The sequence below is a fragment of the Streptomyces sp. NPDC102467 genome, assembly GCF_044765445.1.
Taxonomy (GTDB): domain Bacteria; phylum Actinomycetota; class Actinomycetes; order Streptomycetales; family Streptomycetaceae; genus Streptomyces.
The window spans coordinates 22320-43186 of sequence record NZ_JBIWKA010000030.1 but is presented as its reverse complement, the minus strand read 5'-3'; the positions used below and the strand labels follow the sequence as shown (position 1 = coordinate 43186).

21 protein-coding genes and 1 tRNA gene are annotated in these 20867 nt (G+C 68.5%); 15 read left to right on the top strand and 7 right to left on the bottom strand.

What is annotated here, in order from left to right:
• Nucleotides 1-4: 4 nt before the first annotated feature.
• On the bottom strand, nucleotides 5-1051 hold the full coding sequence (locus tag ACIREE_RS39780) for a zinc-binding alcohol dehydrogenase (RefSeq protein ID WP_404164002.1): 1047 nt from the start codon (nucleotides 1049-1051) through the stop codon (nucleotides 5-7).
• Nucleotides 1052-1182: 131 nt separating this feature from the next.
• Between ACIREE_RS39780 and ACIREE_RS39775 the strand changes: the two genes are divergently transcribed.
• Genes ACIREE_RS39775 through ACIREE_RS39755 form a run of 5 tightly spaced genes read left to right on the top strand, consistent with a single transcriptional unit; the run spans nucleotide 1183 to nucleotide 6716 of the window.
• The gene (locus ACIREE_RS39775; protein WP_404164000.1) at nucleotides 1183-2586 is read left to right on the top strand and encodes an ABC transporter substrate-binding protein; all 1404 of its coding nucleotides are present in this window, start codon (nucleotides 1183-1185) and stop codon (nucleotides 2584-2586) included.
• Nucleotides 2587-2638: 52 nt separating this feature from the next.
• On the top strand, nucleotides 2639-3661 hold the full coding sequence (locus ACIREE_RS39770; RefSeq protein WP_404163997.1) for a carbohydrate ABC transporter permease: 1023 nt from the start codon (nucleotides 2639-2641) through the stop codon (nucleotides 3659-3661).
• Between the two features lie 14 nt (nucleotides 3662-3675).
• Nucleotides 3676-4542: a carbohydrate ABC transporter permease gene (locus tag ACIREE_RS39765; RefSeq protein WP_404164033.1), complete on the top strand. Its 867-nt coding sequence runs from the start codon at nucleotides 3676-3678 to the stop codon at nucleotides 4540-4542.
• Nucleotides 4543-4557: 15 nt separating this feature from the next.
• Nucleotides 4558-5820 carry an ROK family protein gene (locus ACIREE_RS39760; RefSeq protein ID WP_404163994.1) on the top strand — a complete coding sequence of 421 codons (1263 nt, stop codon included), beginning with the start codon at nucleotides 4558-4560 and terminating at the stop codon, nucleotides 5818-5820.
• Complete coding sequence (locus ACIREE_RS39755) at nucleotides 5817-6716, top strand: Gfo/Idh/MocA family protein (RefSeq protein ID WP_404163991.1); 900 nt, start codon at nucleotides 5817-5819, stop codon at nucleotides 6714-6716. Before ACIREE_RS39760 ends, ACIREE_RS39755 begins: the two co-directional genes overlap by 4 nt.
• A 32-nt stretch (nucleotides 6717-6748) precedes the next feature.
• Here ACIREE_RS39755 and ACIREE_RS39750 read toward each other — a convergent pair whose 3' ends face one another.
• The gene (locus ACIREE_RS39750) at nucleotides 6749-7495 is read right to left on the bottom strand and encodes a phosphotransferase family protein (RefSeq protein WP_404163988.1); all 747 of its coding nucleotides are present in this window, start codon (nucleotides 7493-7495) and stop codon (nucleotides 6749-6751) included.
• Nucleotides 7496-7574: 79 nt separating this feature from the next.
• Here ACIREE_RS39750 and ACIREE_RS39745 point away from each other — a divergent pair, with 79 nt between their 5' ends.
• The 3 genes from ACIREE_RS39745 (at nucleotide 7575) to ACIREE_RS39735 (ending at nucleotide 9570) form a co-directional block, all read left to right on the top strand.
• The gene (locus tag ACIREE_RS39745; protein WP_404163985.1) at nucleotides 7575-7862 is read left to right on the top strand and encodes a hypothetical protein; all 288 of its coding nucleotides are present in this window, start codon (nucleotides 7575-7577) and stop codon (nucleotides 7860-7862) included.
• Nucleotides 7863-8140: 278 nt separating this feature from the next.
• A complete protein-coding gene (locus tag ACIREE_RS39740; protein WP_404163982.1) occupies nucleotides 8141-8932 on the top strand; it encodes a carbon-nitrogen hydrolase family protein in 792 nt (263 codons plus the stop codon).
• A 107-nt stretch (nucleotides 8933-9039) separates the two neighbouring features.
• Entirely contained in the window at nucleotides 9040-9570 is a 531-nt protein-coding gene (locus tag ACIREE_RS39735) for a hypothetical protein (protein WP_404163979.1), read from the top strand.
• 73 nt (nucleotides 9571-9643) lie between these two features.
• On the opposite strand, the gene ACIREE_RS39730 is transcribed toward ACIREE_RS39735, so the two are convergent.
• A tRNA-Met gene (locus ACIREE_RS39730) sits at nucleotides 9644-9720 on the bottom strand.
• Between the two features lie 137 nt (nucleotides 9721-9857).
• Between ACIREE_RS39730 and ACIREE_RS39725 the strand changes: the two genes are divergently transcribed.
• From ACIREE_RS39725 to ACIREE_RS39705, 5 genes are all read left to right on the top strand, one after another.
• Entirely contained in the window at nucleotides 9858-10253 is a 396-nt protein-coding gene (locus tag ACIREE_RS39725; RefSeq protein ID WP_404163976.1) for a GNAT family N-acetyltransferase, read from the top strand.
• A 173-nt stretch (nucleotides 10254-10426) separates the two neighbouring features.
• The gene (locus ACIREE_RS39720; RefSeq protein ID WP_404163974.1) at nucleotides 10427-11032 is read left to right on the top strand and encodes a hypothetical protein; all 606 of its coding nucleotides are present in this window, start codon (nucleotides 10427-10429) and stop codon (nucleotides 11030-11032) included.
• Nucleotides 11033-11144: 112 nt separating this feature from the next.
• Nucleotides 11145-11699, top strand: coding sequence for a MarR family winged helix-turn-helix transcriptional regulator (locus ACIREE_RS39715; RefSeq protein WP_404163971.1), 555 nt, complete (start codon nucleotides 11145-11147; stop codon nucleotides 11697-11699).
• Nucleotides 11692-14295, top strand: a complete 2604-nt coding sequence (locus ACIREE_RS39710; protein ID WP_404163968.1) for an MFS transporter — start codon at nucleotides 11692-11694, stop codon at nucleotides 14293-14295. Before ACIREE_RS39715 ends, ACIREE_RS39710 begins: the two co-directional genes overlap by 8 nt.
• A 434-nt stretch (nucleotides 14296-14729) precedes the next feature.
• Nucleotides 14730-14924: a hypothetical protein gene (locus tag ACIREE_RS39705; protein WP_404163965.1), complete on the top strand. Its 195-nt coding sequence runs from the start codon at nucleotides 14730-14732 to the stop codon at nucleotides 14922-14924.
• 110 nt (nucleotides 14925-15034) lie between these two features.
• On the opposite strand, the gene ACIREE_RS39700 is transcribed toward ACIREE_RS39705, so the two are convergent.
• Entirely contained in the window at nucleotides 15035-15283 is a 249-nt protein-coding gene (locus tag ACIREE_RS39700; protein ID WP_404163962.1) for a hypothetical protein, read from the bottom strand.
• Nucleotides 15284-15683: 400 nt separating this feature from the next.
• On the opposite strand from ACIREE_RS39700, the gene ACIREE_RS39695 reads away from it, so the two are divergent.
• A complete protein-coding gene (locus ACIREE_RS39695; RefSeq protein WP_404163959.1) occupies nucleotides 15684-16592 on the top strand; it encodes a hypothetical protein in 909 nt (302 codons plus the stop codon).
• A gap of 107 nt (nucleotides 16593-16699) precedes the next feature.
• Here ACIREE_RS39695 and ACIREE_RS39690 read toward each other — a convergent pair whose 3' ends face one another.
• A complete protein-coding gene (locus ACIREE_RS39690; protein WP_404163956.1) occupies nucleotides 16700-17626 on the bottom strand; it encodes a bacteriocin fulvocin C-related protein in 927 nt (308 codons plus the stop codon).
• Nucleotides 17627-17839: 213 nt separating this feature from the next.
• A complete protein-coding gene (locus tag ACIREE_RS39685; RefSeq protein ID WP_404163953.1) occupies nucleotides 17840-18487 on the bottom strand; it encodes a hypothetical protein in 648 nt (215 codons plus the stop codon).
• 117 nt (nucleotides 18488-18604) lie between these two features.
• Between ACIREE_RS39685 and ACIREE_RS39680 the strand changes: the two genes are divergently transcribed.
• Nucleotides 18605-19066 (top strand): SRPBCC family protein, encoded by a 462-nt coding sequence (locus ACIREE_RS39680; protein WP_404163950.1) that lies wholly within the window; start codon nucleotides 18605-18607, stop codon nucleotides 19064-19066.
• A gap of 99 nt (nucleotides 19067-19165) precedes the next feature.
• On the opposite strand, the gene ACIREE_RS39675 is transcribed toward ACIREE_RS39680, so the two are convergent.
• Nucleotides 19166-20206: an NAD(P)/FAD-dependent oxidoreductase gene (locus tag ACIREE_RS39675; protein WP_404163948.1), complete on the bottom strand. Its 1041-nt coding sequence runs from the start codon at nucleotides 20204-20206 to the stop codon at nucleotides 19166-19168.
• Between the last annotated feature and the right edge of the window lie 661 nt (nucleotides 20207-20867).

The window sequence follows — 20867 nt, the reverse complement described above, 5'->3', positions numbered from 1 at the left end:
CCTCTCAGAATTCCAGGACGACCTGGAGGGCGTCGGCGGGGCGCTCGTCGAGCAGGACGTAGGCGTCGGCGGCGTCCGCGACGGGCACGACGTGGCTGACGAGGGCCTCCACGTCGACCTGTCCCTCGGCGACCAGGCGCAGGAACGTCTGCTGCAGGCGCTCCACGGTCCAGCGGCCGGACACCGCGGACGGTACTCCGCCGATCTGCGAGCAGACGATCTCTACGCGGTTGTGGTGGAACTCGTCGCCCAGGCGAAGACCGATCGCGTCGCCCTGGTAGAAGCCGGAGGCCACGACGCGACCGCCGACGGTCACCGAGCGGACGGCCTCGTGCAGCGCCGGGTAGGCACCGCTGATCTCGATGGCGAGGTCGGTGCCGCGACCCGCGGTCGCCTCGCGGATGGACTCGGCGACAGCCCCCGAGCGGGCGTTGAACGTGCGGTGGGCGCCGTAGCTCTTCGCCTTCTCCAGCCGGTTGTCGAGCGCGTCGACCGCGGTGACGCGGGCGCCGCTGAGCTGGGCGAGGCGGGTGGCGATGAGGCCGATGACTCCCTGGCCGAAGACGGCGACGTCCTCGCCGAGGTTGATGCCGCCGGCCAGGACCGCGTTGTAGGCGATGGCGCCGACCCGGGCGAACGCGCCGGCCAGCGGCTCGAGTCCGGCGGGCAGGGTGTGGCCGACCATGCGCTCGGCGGGGACGATGCCCTCGCTGCGGTGGCCCCAGATACCCCACACGAGGTCGCCGACCACGGGCATGCCCGGTGTCCCGGTCAACTCGGGGGAGACCTCGGTGACTTCACCGACCTCGGAGTAGCCCCAGCCGACGACCGGATAGCTGATGCCGGCCTCGTCGTCACGGAACAGCCGGGCGTCGGCGTCCCACGTCCGGGTCAGGTAGGGGTTCGTGCCGCGGTAGGCCGTGAGCTCGGTGCCCGCGGAGATGCCGGAGTAGCGGGTGCGGACACGCAGGTGGCCGGGCGGCAGCTCGGCGCTGTCGTGCTCGGCCACCTCCACCTGGCGGGGACCTGTGAATTGAACGACGCGTTCCACGGATGACTCCGAAAAGAGGTGATGCGGGTGTTGGTTGTGACGACGATATCCTCAACTTATGTCTTGTCAACAGGCAAAAGTAGTGCTGAGATGCGTCACGGATAGACGTAAGTCGGCGATGAGGACAGGCAATGCGCACCAGGACCAGGCGGTCGAAGACGACCGCGGTCGGCGTCACAACGGCTCTGGGCATCGGGCTGCTCGCCGGTTGCTCCACCAGCACGGGCCCGGGGGCTCCGGACCGCGAGATCACGGTGTGGTCCCAGGAGAACCTTCCGGACCGGGTCGCCGCGACGCAGAAGATCGTCGACGGGTTCGAGAAGAAAACGGGCATCAAGGTCCATCTCGTCGGCGTCGACGAGGGGCAGATGCCTCAACTGATCATGTCCGCCGCGGCCTCGGGGCACCTGCCGGACGTGATCGGCGCCGCCCCCATGGGCCAGGTCTGGCAGATGTACACGAACGGGCTGCTCAACACCGACATCCCCCGTCAGATCGTCAAAGGACTGGGAAGCGACACCTTCGACAAGAACGCCCTCGATCTGACCACCGACGGGAACGTGAACCTCGGCGTCCCCTCCGACGCCTGGCTGCAGCTCCTGGTCTACCGCAAGGACGAGTTCGCCAAGGCGGGCCTCAAGGCCCCGGACACGTACGCGAAAGCGCTCAAGGCCGCCAAAAAGCTCACCACCGAGGGGCACGACGGCATGTCCGCCGCGACCGACCCCTCGGACGTCTTCACCTCGCAGAGCTTCGAGAGCCTGGCCCTGGCCGACAACTGCCAGCTCGTCGACGACCGGGGCGAGGTCACACTCGACTCGCCGCAGTGCGTGAAGGCGTTCCACACGTACGACCAATTGGCGCGCGAGTACGGAGCCCCCGGCACCCAGACCGTCGACTCGACACGCGCCACCTACTTCTCCGGCCGGTCGTCGATGATGATCTGGTCGACCTTCCTCCTGGACGAGCTCGCGGGTCTGCGCAAGGACGCCCTGCCCAGCTGCAAGGAGTGCGGCCACAACACGCGGTTCCTCTCCGACAACACCGGCATCGTCACCGCGCTCAAGGGCACGGACTCGGCCGAGCCCGCGCAGTTCGGCGAGGTCACGTCCTGGGTGACCACGAAGACCGCCGAGACGGCGGCCTCCCGCGAGTTCATCGAGTACATGATGGGCAGCGGCTACGAGTCGTGGTTCGGCATGGCCCCCGAGGGCAAGATCCCGGTCCGCCACGGCACGGCCGCGCAGCCCGACAAATACGTGGCCGACTGGCGGCACAGCAAGATCGGTGTCGGCACCCGCAAGCCGCTCGACGAGGTGTACCCGCCCGAACTCCTCGACCAACTGGCCGACGGTGTCGGTGACATCAGGCGCTGGGGCATCGAGCAGGGCGAAGGCGCCCTGGTCGGCGCCACCAACGGCGAACTCCCCGTGCCCAAGGCGATCGGCTCCATGACCAGCGGCCAGGTCTCACCCTCCGAAGCCGCCCGGGAAGCCCAGGAAGAGGTCGCGGCCCTCAAGAAATCCCTGCAGTAACGGCCCCCGCCGCACTGCCCCACCTCCCGAACGCCTCGTCGAAAGTCGCAGCATGACTACCGCCACCTCCAGCGCACCCCAGCGCCACAACCCTCCGGACGGATCGCCGACACCGCCCGCCGACGACCGCCGCGGCAAACCCATGACCGCGAGCCGCCGCACCAACAGGGCGGGCCTCGCCTTCGTGAGCCCCACCTTCTTCGTCGTCCTCGTCGTCGTGGTGCTGCCGATCCTGTGGACGGTCCTGCTCGCCTTCCAGCACGCCAAGCTCGTCGACATCCAGGGCATGGGCCTGTTCGGCAACTGGAGCCTGCGCAACTTCGAGCAGGTCTTCGACTCCGCGGGCTTCTGGTCCAGCCTCGGCACCACCGTCCTCTACACGGTGGGCGGCACCTTCGGCTCCGTCGCGCTCGGCCTCGTCGCCGCCCTCGCCCTGCGCCGGCCCTTCCGCGGCCGCGGCCTGCTGCGCGCCGCGATGCTCCTGCCGTACGTGGCGCCCGTCGTGGCCGTCGCCTTCGTCTGGGAGGTCGCGCTCAGCCCGCAGTACGGCATCGTCAACGAGTGGGGCCAGAAGCTGTTCGGCTGGGACGACCCCATCGCGTTCCTTTCGACCCGCTCGTACGAAGTCCACCTGCTCGGCCTGCACTTCGACATCCCGCTGGCGCTGCTCACGGTCATCGCGTTCGAGTGCTGGCGCTACTTCCCCTTCGCCTTCCTGTTCATCCTCGCCCGCCTGCAGGCGGTGCCGGACGGCCTCGAGGAAGCCGCGAAGGTCGACGGCGCCACGCCCACCCAGCAGTTCCGGCACGTCCTGCTGCCGCAGCTCATGCCCGTGATCGCGCTGCTGTGCGTGCTCCGCTTCATCATGACCTTCAACAAGTTCGACGACGTCTATCTGCTGACCGGCGGCGGAGCGGGCACCGATGTCGCCGCCGTCCGCGTCTACGACTTCCTCACCTCGCGCTATGACGTCGGCGCCGCGGCCGCCCAGGCCCTCGTCCTGGCTGTCGCCCTCATGGTCCTGCTGGGCCTGTACTTCAAGTTCTTCGGCAACAAGATGCAGGAGGAGTCGTGACCCGTAAGGCGGCCATGACACGCGCCCAGTTCGAGGAGACGTTCTTCGGCGTCGCACGATGGGTGGTCATCGCCTTCCTCGTGCTGATCACCTGCGTGCCCTTCTACTACATGCTGCTCCTGTCGGTGAAGCCCATCGACTCCCTGCTGCTCGACCCCGGCTCCCTGTGGGTGTCGGCCAAGCAGCTCACCTTCGACACGTACAGCGAGGTGCTGCGCTCCACCGACGACGGCGGCCAGGGATTCCTCCAACTCCTGCGCAACTCCGCGCTGGTGTCGCTCGGCACGGTCGCGCTGACCCTGCTCGCGGCCGTACCCGGCGCGTACGCGATCAGCCGCCTCAAGTTCTTCGGCAGCCGCCAGGTCAGCGCGCTCTTCCTCGCCGTCTACCTGTTCCCCTCGACGCTCCTCGCCGTCCCGCTCTTCGTGATGTTCGCGAAGATCGGCCTCTCCTCCAGCCTGGTCGGCCTCGCCATCGTCTACGTCGCGCAGACGGTCCCCGTGGCGATCTACATGCTGAAGAACTACCTCGTCACCATCCCGTACTCCATCGAGGAGGCCGCCGCTCTCGACGGCTGCAGCCGCCTGCAGACCGTGCGCAAGGTGATCCTGCCGCTGGCCCTGCCGTCCCTGATGGCGACCGGCCTGTACGTGCTGATGATCGCGTGGAACGAGTTCCTCTTCGCCCTGCTGTTCCTCGCCGCCGACCCCGGCAAGTGGACCGTCTCGCTGGGCCTGGCCCAGCTGTCCAACGGCATCGAGGTCTCCAAGACGGTGCTCATGGCCGGGTCCGTGGTGCTGACGCTTCCCGTGGTAATCCTGTTCTTCGCCGCCGAACGCCTGCTCACCGAAGGCCTCACCAGCGGCGCCGACAAGAGCTGAACAGGGGAACCAGCAATGACGACGCCGAGTCCGGCGAGCTCGGGCCGACTGCTGCAGCTGATCCGCAGCGGCCAGGCCACCACCCGTGCCGACCTGCAACGCGCGACCGGCATGTCCCGGTCGACCGTGGGGCTGCGCCTCGACGACCTCAACCGGGCGGGCTGGCTGCGCCAGGACACCGGCACCTCGACCGGCGGCCGGCCCTCCCACCGCCTCGCCTTCGACCCCGGCCACGCCGCCGTCATCGCCATCGACCTGGAGACCCAGTACGCCCGCGCGGCCGTCCTCGACCTAGCCGGCACCGTCCTGGCCGAGCACCGCGCCGAACTGGACATCGGCGACGGGCCCGACCGGGTGCTCGACCAACTCGCGCGCTGGTTCCCGGAGTTGCTGGCCGCCGCCGGAACACCGGCCCACCGGGTCTGCGGAATCGGCCTGTCCGTGCCCGGCCCCGTGGACTGGGAGACGGGGCAGGTCGTGCAGCCGCCGATCATGCCGGGCTGGGACCGGTACCCGATCCGGGAGCGGATGCAGGAGGCGTACGCGGAGCACGTGGGCCCCAGCATGGGGGGCGCGGCGGGGGCGGAGGGTGTGGGCGTGCCCGTGTTCGTGGACAACGACGCCAACCTGATGGCGTTCGCCGAACAGCGGACCGGCCACCCGGACTGCGCCGCGTTCGTCCTCGTGAAGGTCTCCACCGGCATCGGCGCCGGTGTCGTCGTCAACGATGACATCTACCGCGGCATCGACGGAGGCGCGGGCGACATCGGCCACATCCGCCTCCACGACAGGCCCGACGCCCTGTGCATGTGCGGCTCCTACGGCTGCCTCGCGGCGGTGGCGAGCGGCCGCGCCCTGGCCAGGAGCCTGGACGACCTCGGCCTCGACGTCACCTCCGGAGCCGACGTCAAGGCACTCCTCGACCGAGGCCACCCCGACGCCGTCCGTCTCGCCCGGGAGGCAGGCCGACGTGTGGGCGAGGTCCTGGTCACCGTCGTGACGCTGCTCAACCCCGGGGTACTCATGCTCGCCGGGGACCTGTCGGGCATCCCCTTCATGACCGGTGTCCGTGAACTCCTCTATCAGCGTGCCATGCCCCGCACCACCGCCCACCTGAACGTCGTCACCTCCCGGCTCGGCGAACACGCGGGTCTGATCGGCGCCGCCGCGATGGTCGTCGACGTGCTCTACGCGCCCGAGCGAGCCGACGCCCGACTCCGCGTCCTCGCGGCAACGCCTCCCGTCCGCACCGCACCGGAAGAGCAGGACAACTCGTGACCGACACGGCAACCGCCCCCTGGAGCCAGCAGCCCGTCCGCGTGGGACTCGTCGGCGCCGGCCCGTGGGCCCGCGCGATGCACGCCCGGATGCTCGCCGCAGGGCCCGAGACGCAGCTCACCGCAGTCTGGGCACGCCGTACGGAGGCGGCCCAGGAGACGGCCGCGCCCTACGGAGCCCGGGTGGCGACGAGTTTCGAGGACCTCCTCGACCAGTGCGAGGCCGTCGCCTTCGCCGTGCCGCCGTCCGTCCAGGCCGAACTGGCGCCCGTCGCTGCCAAGCACGGCAAGGCCCTTCTCCTGGAGAAGCCCCTGGCCCTCGACCTCGCGGCCGCCGAGCGCCTCGTGGACGCGGTCGACGAGGCGGGCGTCGTCACCCAACTCGTCCTGACCAAGCGGTACCACCCCGTGACCCGCCGCTTCATCGAGGAGGCACGACAGCTCGACGTCATCGGCGCGCGCTCCTGCTACCTGCACGGGGCCTTCCTCGGCGGTGACTTCGCCACGTCCTGGCGACTCGAACACGGCGTTCTCTTCGACCTCGGCCCGCACCTCCTCGACCTCCTGGACGCCGCAATGGGCCCCATCATCAACGTGCGCGGCACCGGCGACGCCCGCCGCTGGACCGAGCTGACCTGCGAGCACGTGAGCGGCGCCGTGAGCCAGGCATCGCTGTCCGGCTCGGTGCCCCGCGAACGGGCGCTGACCCGGGTCGAGTTGTTCAGCCGGCAGCACGAACTCGTCTATGACACGGCCAGCATCGACCACGACGAGTGCTGGCCGGTCCTCCGACGCGAGTTCGCCACCGCTGTCCGCACCGGGAGGTCCGGCGAACTCGACGCCCACCGTGGTCTCCGGCTGCAGAGGTTGCTGCACCAGGCCGCGCCAGAGAACTGACGCGCACCACTCGTCGGGCGGGCCGCGCGGTCTCACATGCGGGATCTCAGCACGTCGACCTCACAGCCCGGCGCGAACGGGTCGAAGCCGTGGTCGATCAGCCAGCGAACCGCCAGCAGGCTTCGCAACGACCACCACGCGTGGATCACGTCGAGGTCGACGTCGGTGCCATAGCCGGCGATGACGTCGTCGAGGTGCTCCTCGTGTCCGAGCGTGAAGGTGGCGAGGTCGTAGAGGGCGTCACCCTGGCCCGCCTCGGACCAGTCGATGATGCCGGTGACTTCGCCGCCGTCGACAAAGACGTGCGCGATCTGCAGGTCGCCATGGGTGAAGGCCGGAGTCCACGGCCGGAGTGCGGTCTCGGCGACCTGGCGGTTGCGGGTGACCAGGTCGGCGGGCAGGACGCCATGCGTCACCAGCGACTCGCATTCGTCGTCGAGTTCCGCCGCCAGCGTGACGATGCTCCGCCCGGCCCGGCCGGTCCGGGGCGGCAGGGGCGCGTCGTGCAGCTTCCGGATGGTGGCGCCTGCCGCGGCCCACGCCGCCGGTGACCCGGTCGACGACCCGCCGAGGCGGCCGAGCGTGGTCCCCGGGAGTGCGGCGATCGCGAGCACGGGCGGCTTGCGCCACAGGACCTCCGGGGTCGGGACCGGCGCGAGGGACATCGCCTCGACCTCATCGTCGATCCGCGCGTGATCGGCATCCACCTTCAAGAACACGTCGCCCACTCGAAGGGTCGCGCGCTCGGAATGGGCGACGACGACTTTGACCTCATCCATGGGGGACCAGTATTCCGGGAATGATCGCCGACGTCGCCGGGTTTATCGCCTGCGATGACGCGCGTGAGATCATCCGTCCATGAGCAGCGACCTGGAAGTGAGCGCTCTGGCGATCAACGTCACGATCCCGCAGGCGCTCCGCTGGACGGACACTCGACGCGGTGAAGCGTTCACGCTGACCACACTCAACGTTCGGCTCCTCCCGGACGGTCGCCTCGCGGCGAAGGCGTACGGGCGGCCGGTTGGTGGAGGTCGCGGAGCCTACGTCTCGTTCCCTGTCCCCGACAGACCCGAATTGGCGGCTCTGATCGCCGACGCCGCCGACCGTGCCGGGGCGTTGTGGGCCGCTCATCGCGGTCTCGGCTGAGCCTTGTTCGAGTAGAAGACGGACGGTGGCAGCCCTGATGCGCGTGCTCAACTTCCCGTGGCCAGGAACCCGCTACCGCCGATGATCACCGTAGTCATGGCGCGACACAGAAGACGATGCACTTGCACGCCCTTCTCCAACTTCGCGGAGTGGGAGGGCATCGGGGCGCGATGCCCCTCGAATCCCTTGGATGCTGCGGATTCCTTGAACCCAACCGGTTCGCCGGGGTCCTGTCCGGAGGTCGGGGCGGCCGCCGAGAGAAGAGAAGGACTGGACTCATGAAGGTTTCCATAGCGATCGTGCAACTCCCCATTGCCTGGGACATCGAGCGCAACCTTGCGGCTATCACCTCACTCCTGGCAGACACGCAGCCGGATGAGGTCGTCGTGCTTCCCGAGGGTGCGCTGTCCGGATACGGCGCCGACCTCTCGGCCCTCGAACGTCTCCAGCCATCGGCCCTGGTACACGCCATGGACCGTCTCGCGGAGTTGGCCCGGCGCAGAGCCATCCACCTGTTCTGCGGCACGTTGCTCGTCGGGCACGGCGTCCGGAGCAACGCCGCCCTCTACTTCGCTCCGGACGGCACACGCTGGACCTACCGGAAGACCAACCTGGCCATGAATGAGCGCGGCCTGCTCGCCGCCGGCTCGGAGCTTTCCACGCTCCCGATCCAGCTGGCCGGCGGGCTGGCCAGGGTCGGCATCCAGATCTGTCGGGAGATCCGCTTCCCCGAGCAATGGCAGCATCTGGCCGAACGCGGAGCACAGGCATTCATCTACCTCACCCATGCGGCCAACCCCTCCGAGCCCGCCGGGGTCTGGCGCAGCCATCTCATCAGCCGCGCGGCCGAGAACCAACGGTTCGTCCTCGCGGCCAACGTGGCAGACCCTCGCCAACACTGCCCCAGCATGGTCGTCTCACCCAGGGGAGAGGTCATCGCGGAAGCCGCCGTCGGCCGGACCACTGTCCTCAGAACCACCATCGACCTCGACGAGTCCGGTGACTGGTACCTCGGTCAACGCCGACGGGACCTCTTGCAGTCGAGCTATCGCGGACCAGCGGAACACTAGAGACCTTTCCTCCACGGTGGCAATGGACGCATTTCGGGATTCGTCCACCCCGCCGTTTGTCGGCGGTCTACTGTCGGACACGTCAAGGTTGGCTGAGGAGGTCTCCTGTGTCGTCGCCTTGCGATCCCCAGCGTGCTCCCGCCGGCAATGTGGGCGCGGCGCTGATGATGGTCGACTCGCGGCTGAAGGCAATCTACGGCGGTGAGTCCGTCGCCGACCCCGAGGAGCAGGCGCTGACCGCCCAGTTCACCGCCGGCTGGGGGCCCGGCGAGCTCGATGACATGCTCGACGGTGCCTGCACGCTGATCTATATGTACATGCACTGGCTGCGGCAGGCGTACGAAGATCACGATCAGGACGTCCTGGCTGTCGTGGTGCCCAACCTGGTGGCCACGATGCGCACGATGACCAGGAGCGTTCCTCCCGAGGTCATCCCCACCATGGCAGGCCTGCTCGTCGCGGCAGGCAGCGGCCTGAGCCCCAGCTTGTGGCGCAAGCAGTACGGCTACTGGACCAGCGAGGAGATGAACCCGCTGGAAGCCACCGTGTTCCTGCTCGCGGAACTCATCAACCGCATCACCGATGACCGCGCGTTCGCCACCCGGTTGATCAGTGAAGCGCTGTCCGTCGACGACTGACGACCCGGTACAGCGGGCGGACAGGACGAAACAGACCGGCCCCCTCGACAGCGCGTGTCGAGGGGGCCGGAATTGGTAGCGGGGACAGGATTTGAACCTGCGACCTCTGGGTTATGAGCCCAGCGAGCTACCGAGCTGCTCCACCCCGCGTCGGTAAACCCCACTCTACGGCACTCCGGGACGCCGCTTGCACACGCCGTCCGGGGCTACGGCCTGAGCGCCGGCGCCGCGGCCTCAAGTCGATGAAAGCCCATCAGGCCGCCTCCGGTGGTCGCTACGTTCGGACCATGACGATCACGTATGAGTGGCGGGGCGACATCGACAACGCGGCTTTCGACAAGCTGCATGCCGAAGGGTTCGGTCATCCGCTCGAGCGGGAGGACTGGCGTGCGCGGCTTCACCGGCACAGCCTGGGGTGGGTCTGCGCCCGGGAAGATCATTGTTTGGTGGGCTTCGTCAACGTCGCCTGGGACGGCGGCGTCCATGCGTTCGTCCTGGATACGGTCGTGGCTCAGCATGTTCGTTCGAGCGGGGTGGGGGCCGCGCTGGTCGGGGCAGCCGCTGAGGGATGCCGTGCCGCGGGGTGCGAGTGGCTACATGTCGATTTCGAAGAGCACTTGCGATCGTTCTACCTCGATGCCTGCGGTTTCAAAGAGACGGCCGCAGGGCTGATCGCCCTGTGACCTCGGTTCTCCCGGCCCCAATGACCCCGGATGCGCCGGTCCGCGGCGCCCGCGCGCCGGGCGCACACCGCGGCCGGCGCGGGTTCGGCAAATCCGGCGGTTCGTACAGCTGAGTTGCGGCATCGTCGTGTGGGGCGCCGCAGACCGGCGAGCGCGACAGACGGAGGGGTGTCATGGGCGAGCGGGAAACGTGGACGACGGAGGAATTCGGCACTTCGCATACGGGCACGGTCGGAGTCCTGCTGGCCGACGGGTCGGTGCCCGACCCCGTGTATTTCGGTGCGAGTTCCGGTGCGGGAGGCCAATCCGTCTCGCAGTGGAGCGTTTTCGACGGTCGCCCCTTTCACGGGCCGAGGGCCGCCGTACTGCGTGCGGTGTGCTCGTGCGGTTGGACCGGCCCCGAGCATCCGCTGGATTGGGACGAGATCGGCGATCAGGAGTTGGCCGACGCGGGGGAGCGCGCAGCGGGCGCGTGCACACAGAATTGGGACGAGCACACCGAGGAGGTGGCGGAGGCGGCCGTACCCCTGCCCGAGACGATCACTGTGCTGCTGGAAAGACTGGAAGAAGAGATCGAGAGGCTGGCCAAGGTATCGCCGGTGGCCGCCGTCCGGGCGGCCCGTCGCATGGAAGTGAGTGCGGCCAACGTCGCGTACTGGCCGGCCCGTGATGCGCGGAGCAACGAGACCATTGAGCAGAACGCGGACGCCCTCGGCCTTGACCCGGATGCGACAAGGAAGCTGATGGCCCGCTTCGGCCGATGGAGCCTCTACCGCTGAGGCTCGTCGAACTCATGTAGTCGCAGGGACCCCGCACCCCGTACCGTTCCAGGCCCTCTACACTCACTTGGTAGATACAAGCAATAAAGTTGACGAGGGAGTGGGACGGGCGATGGACAAGGGGACGGTCCATGACCGCGACACCGGGGCGGAACCGGACACCGGGGTCGCGAGCGCCGAGGAAGCGGGGGCCGGCCTGGGGAACCAGATCGTGCGCTTCACCCGGCTCGTCGCGGCCCGCAGGCAGCAGGCCAAGCTCGAACAGGGCGCAGGGGAACGGGTGTTGCTGGCCCGGCTGGTACGCGAGGGGGAGCAGCGCGCCACCGATCTGGCCGCCGAGACCTTCCTCGACCTGTCGACGGTCAGCCGTCAGGTGCGGTCCATGGTGGAGCGCGGTCTGATCGAGCGGCGGCCCGACCCGGAGGACCGGCGCGGTGCGCTGCTGTACGCGACCGAGTCCGGCAGAGCGGTGTACGAGGCGTACCGGCAGCAGCGTGACGCGCAGCTGGCGGAGCTCCTCGCGCCCTGGCCCGCCGAGGACCGGTACCAGCTGATCCGGTTGATGACTCGCCTCAACGATGACCTGGTAACACACAAACAGACCCGCCACGTCGATGGAACTCACCCCGAAGCCGTGGCGCAGCAGGGAGCAAGCACGCATGAGTGAGGCCGTGTCGGCAACGCGCCGAGACACCGAGAAGACCGCGGAGAAGATGACTGAGCAGGCGACTGCACAGACCAAGGCGATACCCGCCTCCGGCGGTGGCCTGAGCCACCGGCAGATTCTGACCATCCTGAGCGGCCTGATGCTGGGCATGTTCCTGGCCGCGCTCGACCAGACCATCGTCTCCACCTCGATCCGCACCATCGCGGACGACCTGAACGGCCTGAGCCAGCAGGCGTGGGCGACGACCGCGTACCTGATCACCTCGACGATCGCGACGCCCCTGTACGGCAAGCTGTCCGACCTGCACGGGCGCAAGCCGTACTTCCTGGGCGCGATCAGCGTCTTCATCGTCGGCTCGGCGCTGTGCACGTTCTCGACGTCGATGACCGAGCTGGCCGCCTTCCGCGCCCTGCAGGGCATCGGCGCCGGCGGTCTGATGTCCCTGGCCCTGGCGATCATCGGCGACATCGTGCCGCCGCGCGAACGGGCCCGCTACCAGGGGTACATGCTCGCCACCTTCGCCACCTCCAGCGTCGCCGGGCCCCTCATCGGCGGCTTCCTGGCCGGGCAGGACAGCATCCTGGGCGTCGTCGGCTGGCGCTGGGTCTTCCTGGTGAACGTGCCGATCGGCGTCATCGCTCTCTTCGTCGTCGCCAAGGTCCTCAACATCCCGCACATCCGCCGGGTCCGCCGGATCGACTGGTGGGGCGCGTTCACCATCGCGCTCGGCGTCGTACCGCTGCTCCTCGTCGCCGAACAAGGCCGCGAGTGGGGCTGGGACTCGTCCGAGTCCCTTGCCTGCTACGGGATCGGGCTGGTCGGCATCGTCGCCTGGATCCTCGTCGAGCGCCGGATGGGCGACGACGCGCTGATCCCGATGCGGCTGTTCCGCAACCCGATCTTCAGCAAGACGAGCCTGCTGTCCGTGCTGATCGGCGCCGGGATGTTCGGCGGGATGCTGATGATCCCGCAGTACCTGCAGATCGTGAAGGGCGCGAGCCCCACCAAGTCCGGCCTCGAAATGCTGCCGCTGATGGTCGGCATGATCATCGCCTCGATCGTGTCCGGCCAGATCACCGCGAAGACCGGCCGCTACAAGATCTTCCCGACCGTCGGCACCCTCCTGATGGTCGTGGCGCTGCTGCTGTTCCACTTCAAGGTGCAATGGGACACGCCGCTGTGGGAGTCCATGGTCTTCATGCTGGTCTTCGGCCTCGGCCTCGGCGGCTGCATGCAGACCCTCGTCCTCGCCGTGCAGAACGCGGTACCGCCGCAGGACATGGGTGTGGCGACCGCCTCGTCCACGTTCTTCCGGCAGATGGGCGCCACCGCGGGCACGGCGATCTTCCTCTCGGTGCTGTTCAGCAACGTCGGCGACAAGATCTCCTCGGCATTCAAGTCGGCTGCGGGCACCCCGCAGTTCCAGGCCGCGCTGCACGACCCGGCCGTCCTCTCCGACCCGGCCAACAAGCCGGTCCTCGACATGCTGCGGCGCCCCGGTGCGGGCGGCGGCGCATCGGACGTCCTGAGCGACTCGTCGTTCATCCAGCAGCTGGACCCGCGCCTGTCGGAACCCTTCAAGCAGGGCTTCGCCAGTTCCATGCACGTGGTCTTCCTCATCGCGGCGGGCGTGGTCGCGCTCGGCTTCCTGATGGTGCTGTGGACCAAGGAGGTGCCGCTGCGCAAGATGTCGGGCCTGGAGGCCCGCGCCGCGGAGGAGAGCGGCACCACCGAACCGGAGACCGCACCTGAATCCGCACCCGCACCGGCTGCCGGCGCGACCGACGCCGCCGACGTGGTCGATCCGGTCCAGGCACTCGCCACAGCCGCGACGGACGTACCGGCCGCGGGTGTGAGGGGCCACATCCGCGACGGCGCGGGAGCACCGGTGGCGCGGGCCGTCGTCACCCTGATCGACCTGAGGGGGCAACAGCTCGGCCGCACGACGACCGGGGCGGACGGTCACTACGCGGTCGCCGCTCCCGCCGCGGGGACGTACGTCCTGATCGCCTCCGGCGATACGCGCAGGCCGCAGGCGACGACCGTGACCGTCGCCGACGCACCGGTCGACTTCGACCTGGTGCTCAGCGGCGCCGCGGGCCTGTCCGGCACCGTCCTGGCCGCCCCGGGCGATCGGCCGCTGCCGGGCGCCCTGGTCATCGCCACCGACGTACGCGGCGAGGTCGTCGCCTCCGGAATCGCCGACCGGACCGGTGACTTCGGCTTCGCCGACCTGGTCCCCGGCGTCTACACCCTCGCGGTGAGCGCCGCCGGACACCGGCCGACAGCCCTGCCGGTGGACATCGCGGGCGCCGCCGCCAACCGTTACGAGGTACGACTCGACCCCGGCTCCCACGTCCACGGCACCATCCGCGACAGCGCGGGCGACCCGGTGGACGAGGCCCGGGTGACTCTGCTCGACGCGGCAGGCAACACGGTCGGTTCCACGGTCACGGGCGCGGACGGCGTGTACGCGTTCAACGACCTCGACACCGGCGAGTACACCGTGATCGCCAGCGGGTACGCGCCCCACGCCATGCCGCTGCACGTGGCGGGCGAGGGCATGCGCGACGCGGACGTGGACCTGAGCCATTAGCGGCGACGAACAACCATGCCAAGAGCGGGCCTCACCCCGGGACTTCGGGGGTGGGGCCCGCGGGCGTTTCCGATAGAGCGCGTTGTTCCGGCCGGAGTGCGCACTGGCGTCCGGCCCCACGGACACGCCGCGACGACACCGGCCACCTGGTGCGGTGCTCCCCAACGCATGGCGCTCTGCTGCCTCTTGGGTGCCTGGCTGAGGAGTGGGGGGTGGCGACAGAGCGTACGCGACAGGGCGTTCTGGTGCCGGTGCCTCGGGTACACGCTCGCCTGCCTGCACGTCGTGAGGCAATCCCATTCAAGAGAGGCAGAGGCAAGATGACCGCAGCTTCGTCCCCCCGGTATCCGGAAGCGGAATCCGGCCAAGCCAGGGACACATACACAGCACGTCAAACCCAGTCCGAGACGAAACTCTCGTTCAAGACCTCGGAGATGTTCGCCTACGTCGCGTCGGTGATAGCGGTCCTGGTCGCTTCGCTGGCGGTCGGTGACGGCTCCGACGGGGTGGACCGGTTCCCTGCCGACCGGGCATGGCTGTACGTCACGCTGTTGACCATCGGCTACCTGATCAGCCGCGGGCTGGCCAAGAGCGGTAGCCGTGAGACGACGGACACCACACGGCGGTGACCGCGAGTTGCCCAAAGGCCCGCGCGGGTTTCTCGCGCGGGCCTTGCCAGGATCGCCCGCCCGCGCGCCGACTGTGTGCATCGTCCACACTTCGCGCGGCGCTATAACCGTCAACTGGCTACGTCCGCGTCGCCGTCGCCCGTGGTCCAGCACGCCAGCATCATGGTGTCGTCGTTGGCGTAGCGGTGCCCTGTCGTGCCCGAACCGTAGGACGGCCCGTTGTGGGAAGCCAGATAGGACCCGGCCGAGATGCCGGTCACCGACGCGCACCACACCGTGTGGCCGTCGTGGTTGCAGGCCCAGCCCGCGGCAGACGCCGGCGAGGCGGTGGCGCACACCGCGGCTGCGGTCAGCGCCACTGTGCCGACTGCCGCGGCTGCGCGGTGTCGCCGTCGTCCGGACGGTCACGGTGACCGCTACTGGTTCGCGCTGGACTTCGACAGCGACAGCGGCTACATCAACGACTGGTACGTGACGACCGGGTCGGCGTCCCAGTGGAAGTCGCACGTTCCGCAGTGTCGATGATGTCCGGATGCATGAGGGCTCGTCCTGCTGCGGAACAGGCCGACTCCCTTGCTGAGTGAAACAGGAGAATGCGCGTGAAGATCAGCCGGACCCCTCTGACTACACGGTGAAGAACTGCGGGTGTACGCCTGAGCAGGGCAGGAGCAGAGCTGGTTGACCGGAGGTCGGTGAAGCGGGATGCTCCCCGCGAATGCACCGCCCTCCAGTGGAAAGACCGGAAGGGGCGTCCTTGCGATGGAACCCGACACGAACCCCACTACGTTCATCTATGTGCACGGGGCTGGTAACAAACCGCCGGTGAATGTTCTCAAGCGCGCCTGGGACGAGGACTTGTTCGGCAGGAACATGGGTGCTCGAACACGCATGGTCTACTACGCAGACCTGCTGCACGACCACCCCGCCGCGATCGCGGCCGATGCGTGCACCGCGACCGGTGCCGTGGCGGCACTCGTGTCCGACGCGTTCGCCGATACCGCCCTCCTCCAAGATGACGAGGCTCATACCGCGTTCAGCCAGATGTCCCCGGACGCGCAGTCGTTCGCCCTCTCACTGTCCGTCAGCATGGCGACCCGCGCCGCAAGCCCGGTGCATGCGGCCCCGGTTGCGGATCCCCGTCCTGCCGACAGCGCCACCGAACTGTTGCCGCTGCCCAGCGCGCTGCGCCGCTTCTTGCTCCGACAGCTCCTGCGAGCCTTCATCCCGGACGCCAACGCATACTTCTTCACCAAGGCCAAGGACCCGATCCGAGACAGGTTACGTACAGAGCTCGACGCCGCGCGTGGCCGCGTCGTGTTGGTCAGTCACAGCCTCGGCACCGTCGTCGCCTACGACGTGCTCAGCGAGGCCCGATTCGCGCAGCAGGAAGTTCCCCTGTTCATCACGGTGGGTTCGCCGCTGGGCTACACCGAGATCCAGGACCTGGTCGTCCATCCCCTTCAGATACCCGCGCCGGTAGGGCTGTGGATGAACGTCGCCGATCCGTTCGACATCGTCACCTTGGACACCACCTTGGCGGACGACTTCAGGACTGCGGCGAAGATAATCGCCGACGTTGTGGTGGACAACCCCTCACCGAACAACCATGCAGCTTGCGGCTATCTGCGCACCCTGCCGGTACGCGCCGCGGTGGCAGCGGCTGAGTAACAATTCAGGCCATCGAGAGACGGCCCCGCAGAGCCTCGACCGGCCGCTGTACGACATGGCTCGGTCATAGCTCGCGCCTCATTGAACACTCCGCACTCGTCAATCCCTCAGGCGCAAAACCCGCTGCACGGTCCCAGCCACAGCGGACCGCAGCCGTAATCGGTCCAGTTGCAGGAGCCGTAGCACACCGTGTCGCAGCTTCCGGTCCCCGCGCACTGGGAATTGCAGTCCTGGGCCTGAATGCTCTGATCGCTCCGAGAAGCCGCGCGCGGCTCCTCGGCGGGGCCCAGCGTCCTGAGAATCGCCCCCGCCCCGCTCTCGCCGAACGCTGTCACAGTCGCCGTCTCCAGCCCTTCGACGGCTGTTCCCTGTAGGCGCCCCGCGATGATCGGCGGTGCCAGTCGCGTCGCATCGTCCAGGACTGCGGATTGCTCGGCCGACAGACCGGGATGTGTCTTCCGGTAGTTCGCGAAGTGCGCCACCCACAGATTGCTCCGAGCCGAAGCGGAGAGTGCCCCGTATACGGCGCGCCGATAATCCGCGGGGTAGGAGGCGAACTCGGAGTATCCGGAGGGCAGTCGGTCGAGGTTGGCCTTCACCCATCGCGACGCCTTACTGCCCTTGGCGCGGGTCGCGGCCTGCGCGGGTGAGGTCGCCAGGCCGCCGGTGACCAGAAACGTTCCGAGGGCCAGCCCCGGCACCGCCTTGAGGATTCCTCGACGGCTCGGGGGCCGCAGCGCATCGAGGTCGCGGAGGGCACGCACCACCCGCAGCGAGTCCGACGGCCCCAACAGCCGCGCCAGGCGCAGGGACAGCGCGGTCCCGGTCCAGGCCCGCACCTGGCTGCCGTCGACCGCCAACAGGGTCGGGGCCCACTCGGCTTCTTCCCCCCGGGCACGCGCGCGCAGGCCGCGAATACGGGGTTCCGTGAGGCCCGCGGTGGTCAGCGCGCCGTCGACGGTCACGCGAACCCGATCCACCACTTCTTCGCAGAATCGGCAGCCGGCGTCGAATGCCAAGATCCACTCGGTCACAAGCTTCTCCCCACGTTTGTGTGACAACCCGTCCCATGGCGCCGGTCCGGTGTGAGTTCGCCCCTCGGTCCGTAGCGCGCCGTCAGCACTCTTGCGCGCTTCGGGTCCACCTTTCGGATCCACCTGAAGAAAGATGATGTGCCGAGGAATCCAGAAGCGTCAATCATGGCGGCGGGTGCGATGCGTTCGATGGCCCGCGGGAGGCGTGTCGCGTCAGTCTTCGTCGGCGGTGCGGAGCGTGCCGGCAGCGCTCCGCGCCTGCTCGGCGCGGTGACGGTGCTCGGCGGCCTGCTCGGTCCGGTCCTGTTGCTCGTGCTCACGGACGAGAGAGTCCTCTACTGCGGCCAGCTCATCGATTGCCGCTGCGGCCCTCGACCGCAGTCGGTCGGCCTTGGCTTCCACGATCCTGACGGACAGCCTTTTGTGCTCCGCGTGCGGAGCGGCGGCAGTGGCTGACTCCCGGTCGACGGCGCCCTGTTCCCGAAGGTCGGCCATGTTCGATCGAGGTAGCGACGCCTTCTGGCGATCCAGGCGCGCCTGGCTTGACCGCAGGAGCCCTTCAGCCCGCTCGATCTCCTCATAAGAACGCTGTTTGAGACCCGGAGTCGAGCCCCCCGCTGAGCGAAGCCGCTGATCCAGGCCCCGCTCCCGGTCGGCGAGCTGTTCCTGCCACTCATCCGCAACGACCTCGCGCGCATCAACAGCGGCCTCCCGTGCGTCCGCCGTGCGCTCCCGTTCATCGGCGATGCGGTCGCGACCCTGGGCCGCCTGCTGTTCTTCGTGGCCCGTATGTTCGCGCGCCTGCAGATCTTGTGCAGCGTCGGGTGCCGAGGGGGGACCGTCCACCGGGTCAGCGTCCATAGTGGCAGTATGCCCCGTCCGGCCATGCCACACAGAGGCCATGTGCATGGCCGCCGGATCCTCTGGGTCGCGGCCTCTACTGGTCCATGCACGTGTGATCGTGTAAGGGTGGCCCGTATGACGACGGAACGATTTGAAGTGCAGCGTCAGATAGCTGCACCCCCGGAAAAGGTCTTCGCGTTGCTGTGCGATCCGGCCGGACATGTGGCGATCGACAGTTCAGGGATGCTTCAGTCCGCCGAAGGAGAACCTGTACGCGGGGCCGGTGACGAATTCGTCGTCCACATGGACCGTGAGGCGTTGAACGACTACCCGATGGGCAAGTACGACGTCACTGTGATCATCACGAAATTCGAGCAGGACGCCCTGATCGAATGGACCATTTCCGGCCAAGTGCAGCCTCCTATCCGGCACCTCTACGGTTACCGGCTCCAGGCCAACGAGGGCGGCACCCTGGCCACCTCGTACTACGACTGGAGCGAGATCGAGGACCGGTACCGGGACGCGGGCATCTTCCCGGTCATCCCCGAGGCAGCCCTCCGCGCGACCCTCGGGATTCTGGCGCGGAATGTGCAATAGCCATGGCGTCGTCTCTTCTCGGCGGCTGGCCCAGATCGGGCTGCGGATACCGTGCTGATGAGCTCCGATTTCCTTGACGACGGTCGTCGAGAAGCGATGTCAGAGGACGCGCGGGCGGCAACGCCGTAGCTCGGGGGCTGGTCTGCTGGTCACAAGTTCGTCTGCTACGAGCCGTCCGACGGTGGGCGCCAGGGTGATGGCGGAGTGCATGACGGCGACGTAGACGGATCGATCGTGTGTCGCGTATCCGATGACGGGTCCGTGCGCGGGCATGGGACGTCTGCCGGTGCGGTAGCCCAACAGGCGGCACCGGTCGCTTCCTTGGAAGGCTGTCTTCAGGTGCTGGAGCGCGCGTTGAGCGGCCTGCTCATACGCCGCTGCTGTGTCTGCGACATGCGGCACGACCAGCAAGAGGTCGCCGTCCCGTACCTCTCGGACCTCGAAATCCGGGCCGGCCACGATGGTCTTGACAAGGCCGGGCGGTGCTGCGACCCGGGCGAGGGTGGCCGGGGCGGCGGCCATGGCCAGGTCGGCCGAGAGCGGCGCGCAGAGCTCGGGGATGTTGGTTCCGGCCGTGAGCACGACGGTGGTGGCGGCGTGCGGCCCGGCCGAAGTCAGTACTCCCTCGACGCGGCCGTTGGTCAGCTGCAAGGAGGTGACCGCGGTGTCGTGGAGCACGGTTGCTCCGTGGGCGCAGGCGGCTGTCACGAGGGCGTGGGACAGGGCCGTCGGGTCGACGCCTGCGTCGCTCGGGGTATGGACGGCCTGTTCGGGTGGGTGTACGAGGTGGGGCTCCAGGGCTGTGATGTCACGTCGGCCGATCCGGAACTGGCCCGGCCCCGGCTGCGAGACCGCAGCCGGGGTGTCGGCCCAGGAGAGCGAGCCGGTCCGGCGGACGGTGATGTGGGGCAGTTCGCTCTCCAGGCGTCGGTAGTCCGCCCGAACGTACTCGTGGAGGTCTTGTGCTCCGCCCGGCCAGCGGCCTCCCGATTCTCTGATCCAGGCGAAGGAGTCTCCGGTGACCCCTGCGGCCGGTGCGGGTCCTTGCTCGAGCAGGGTGACCGGGACGCCCTGGCGGGCCAGATGGTAGGTCACTGAGGAACCGACGATTCCCGCACCGACCACGACAACGCCTGACATAAGGTCCTTTCCGGTGGGTCGGTGACCGTTCAGGCTGTGGCTGCAGCCGTAGAGAGACAGTCGGGGTCACGGCGGGGACGGCGCAACCAAATTCTTGGTAAGCGGGGCACGCCCAGGCGGAGTTGAGGCGCCGTGATGGTGCGGTGGTACATCTCTAGGATCACGTCATGACTGCCGATGCCCCGCTCACCCGAGAGTCGTTCCTGCGCCTCCAGCCGATCAACGTGCCCAGGCCTGTGTCCCAGCTGCCGGCGGGGAGCGCTATCGGAACACGGGCGACGAGTACGACCGTCTGATGGTGGAGCACAGGGTTCTGGGACTGCGTACTGGATCGTGACCTCTGGAAGCATGCGTGTGCTGTCACGGTCTCGGGTCCGGTGACGGGATTGCGGGTTGCTGGCGCGGGTTCTCGCCGTGTGCCCCAGCCGCGGGATGAGGGACAGGCTCAGTGTTCCTGGGTCAGGTGCGGAGGAGTGAGGCGTGACCGACTCCGGCTCCGCCGATCGATGGACAGCGACGAGATCTCCGACGTGGGTGGTAACCGGAGCAAGCCGTCACTCGCACCGACCGCACAGGTATCCGCGCCGCACCGCGGGCCGGTTCCGCGCCAGGACCGGCGCAGGCGCCCACCGGCCGCGGCGCGCCCGCCCCGGCGGCGGAC

Coding starts and splice junctions, on each gene's coding strand:
- ACIREE_RS39775 (WP_404164000.1), top strand. CDS start 1,183: ATGCGCACCAGGACCAGGCGGTCGAAGACGACCGCGGTCGGCGTCACA.
- ACIREE_RS39770 (WP_404163997.1), top strand. CDS start 2,639: ATGACTACCGCCACCTCCAGCGCACCCCAGCGCCACAACCCTCCGGAC.
- ACIREE_RS39765 (WP_404164033.1), top strand. CDS start 3,676: ATGACACGCGCCCAGTTCGAGGAGACGTTCTTCGGCGTCGCACGATGG.
- ACIREE_RS39760 (WP_404163994.1), top strand. CDS start 4,558: ATGACGACGCCGAGTCCGGCGAGCTCGGGCCGACTGCTGCAGCTGATC.
- ACIREE_RS39750 (WP_404163988.1), bottom strand. CDS start 7,495: ATGGATGAGGTCAAAGTCGTCGTCGCCCATTCCGAGCGCGCGACCCTT.
- ACIREE_RS39745 (WP_404163985.1), top strand. CDS start 7,575: ATGAGCAGCGACCTGGAAGTGAGCGCTCTGGCGATCAACGTCACGATC.
- ACIREE_RS39740 (WP_404163982.1), top strand. CDS start 8,141: ATGAAGGTTTCCATAGCGATCGTGCAACTCCCCATTGCCTGGGACATC.
- ACIREE_RS39725 (WP_404163976.1), top strand. CDS start 9,858: ATGACGATCACGTATGAGTGGCGGGGCGACATCGACAACGCGGCTTTC.
- ACIREE_RS39720 (WP_404163974.1), top strand. CDS start 10,427: ATGGGCGAGCGGGAAACGTGGACGACGGAGGAATTCGGCACTTCGCAT.
- ACIREE_RS39715 (WP_404163971.1), top strand. CDS start 11,145: ATGGACAAGGGGACGGTCCATGACCGCGACACCGGGGCGGAACCGGAC.
- ACIREE_RS39710 (WP_404163968.1), top strand. CDS start 11,692: ATGAGTGAGGCCGTGTCGGCAACGCGCCGAGACACCGAGAAGACCGCG.
- ACIREE_RS39705 (WP_404163965.1), top strand. CDS start 14,730: ATGTTCGCCTACGTCGCGTCGGTGATAGCGGTCCTGGTCGCTTCGCTG.
- ACIREE_RS39695 (WP_404163959.1), top strand. CDS start 15,684: ATGGAACCCGACACGAACCCCACTACGTTCATCTATGTGCACGGGGCT.
- ACIREE_RS39685 (WP_404163953.1), bottom strand. CDS start 18,487: ATGGACGCTGACCCGGTGGACGGTCCCCCCTCGGCACCCGACGCTGCA.
- ACIREE_RS39680 (WP_404163950.1), top strand. CDS start 18,605: ATGACGACGGAACGATTTGAAGTGCAGCGTCAGATAGCTGCACCCCCG.
- ACIREE_RS39675 (WP_404163948.1), bottom strand. CDS start 20,206: ATGTCAGGCGTTGTCGTGGTCGGTGCGGGAATCGTCGGTTCCTCAGTG.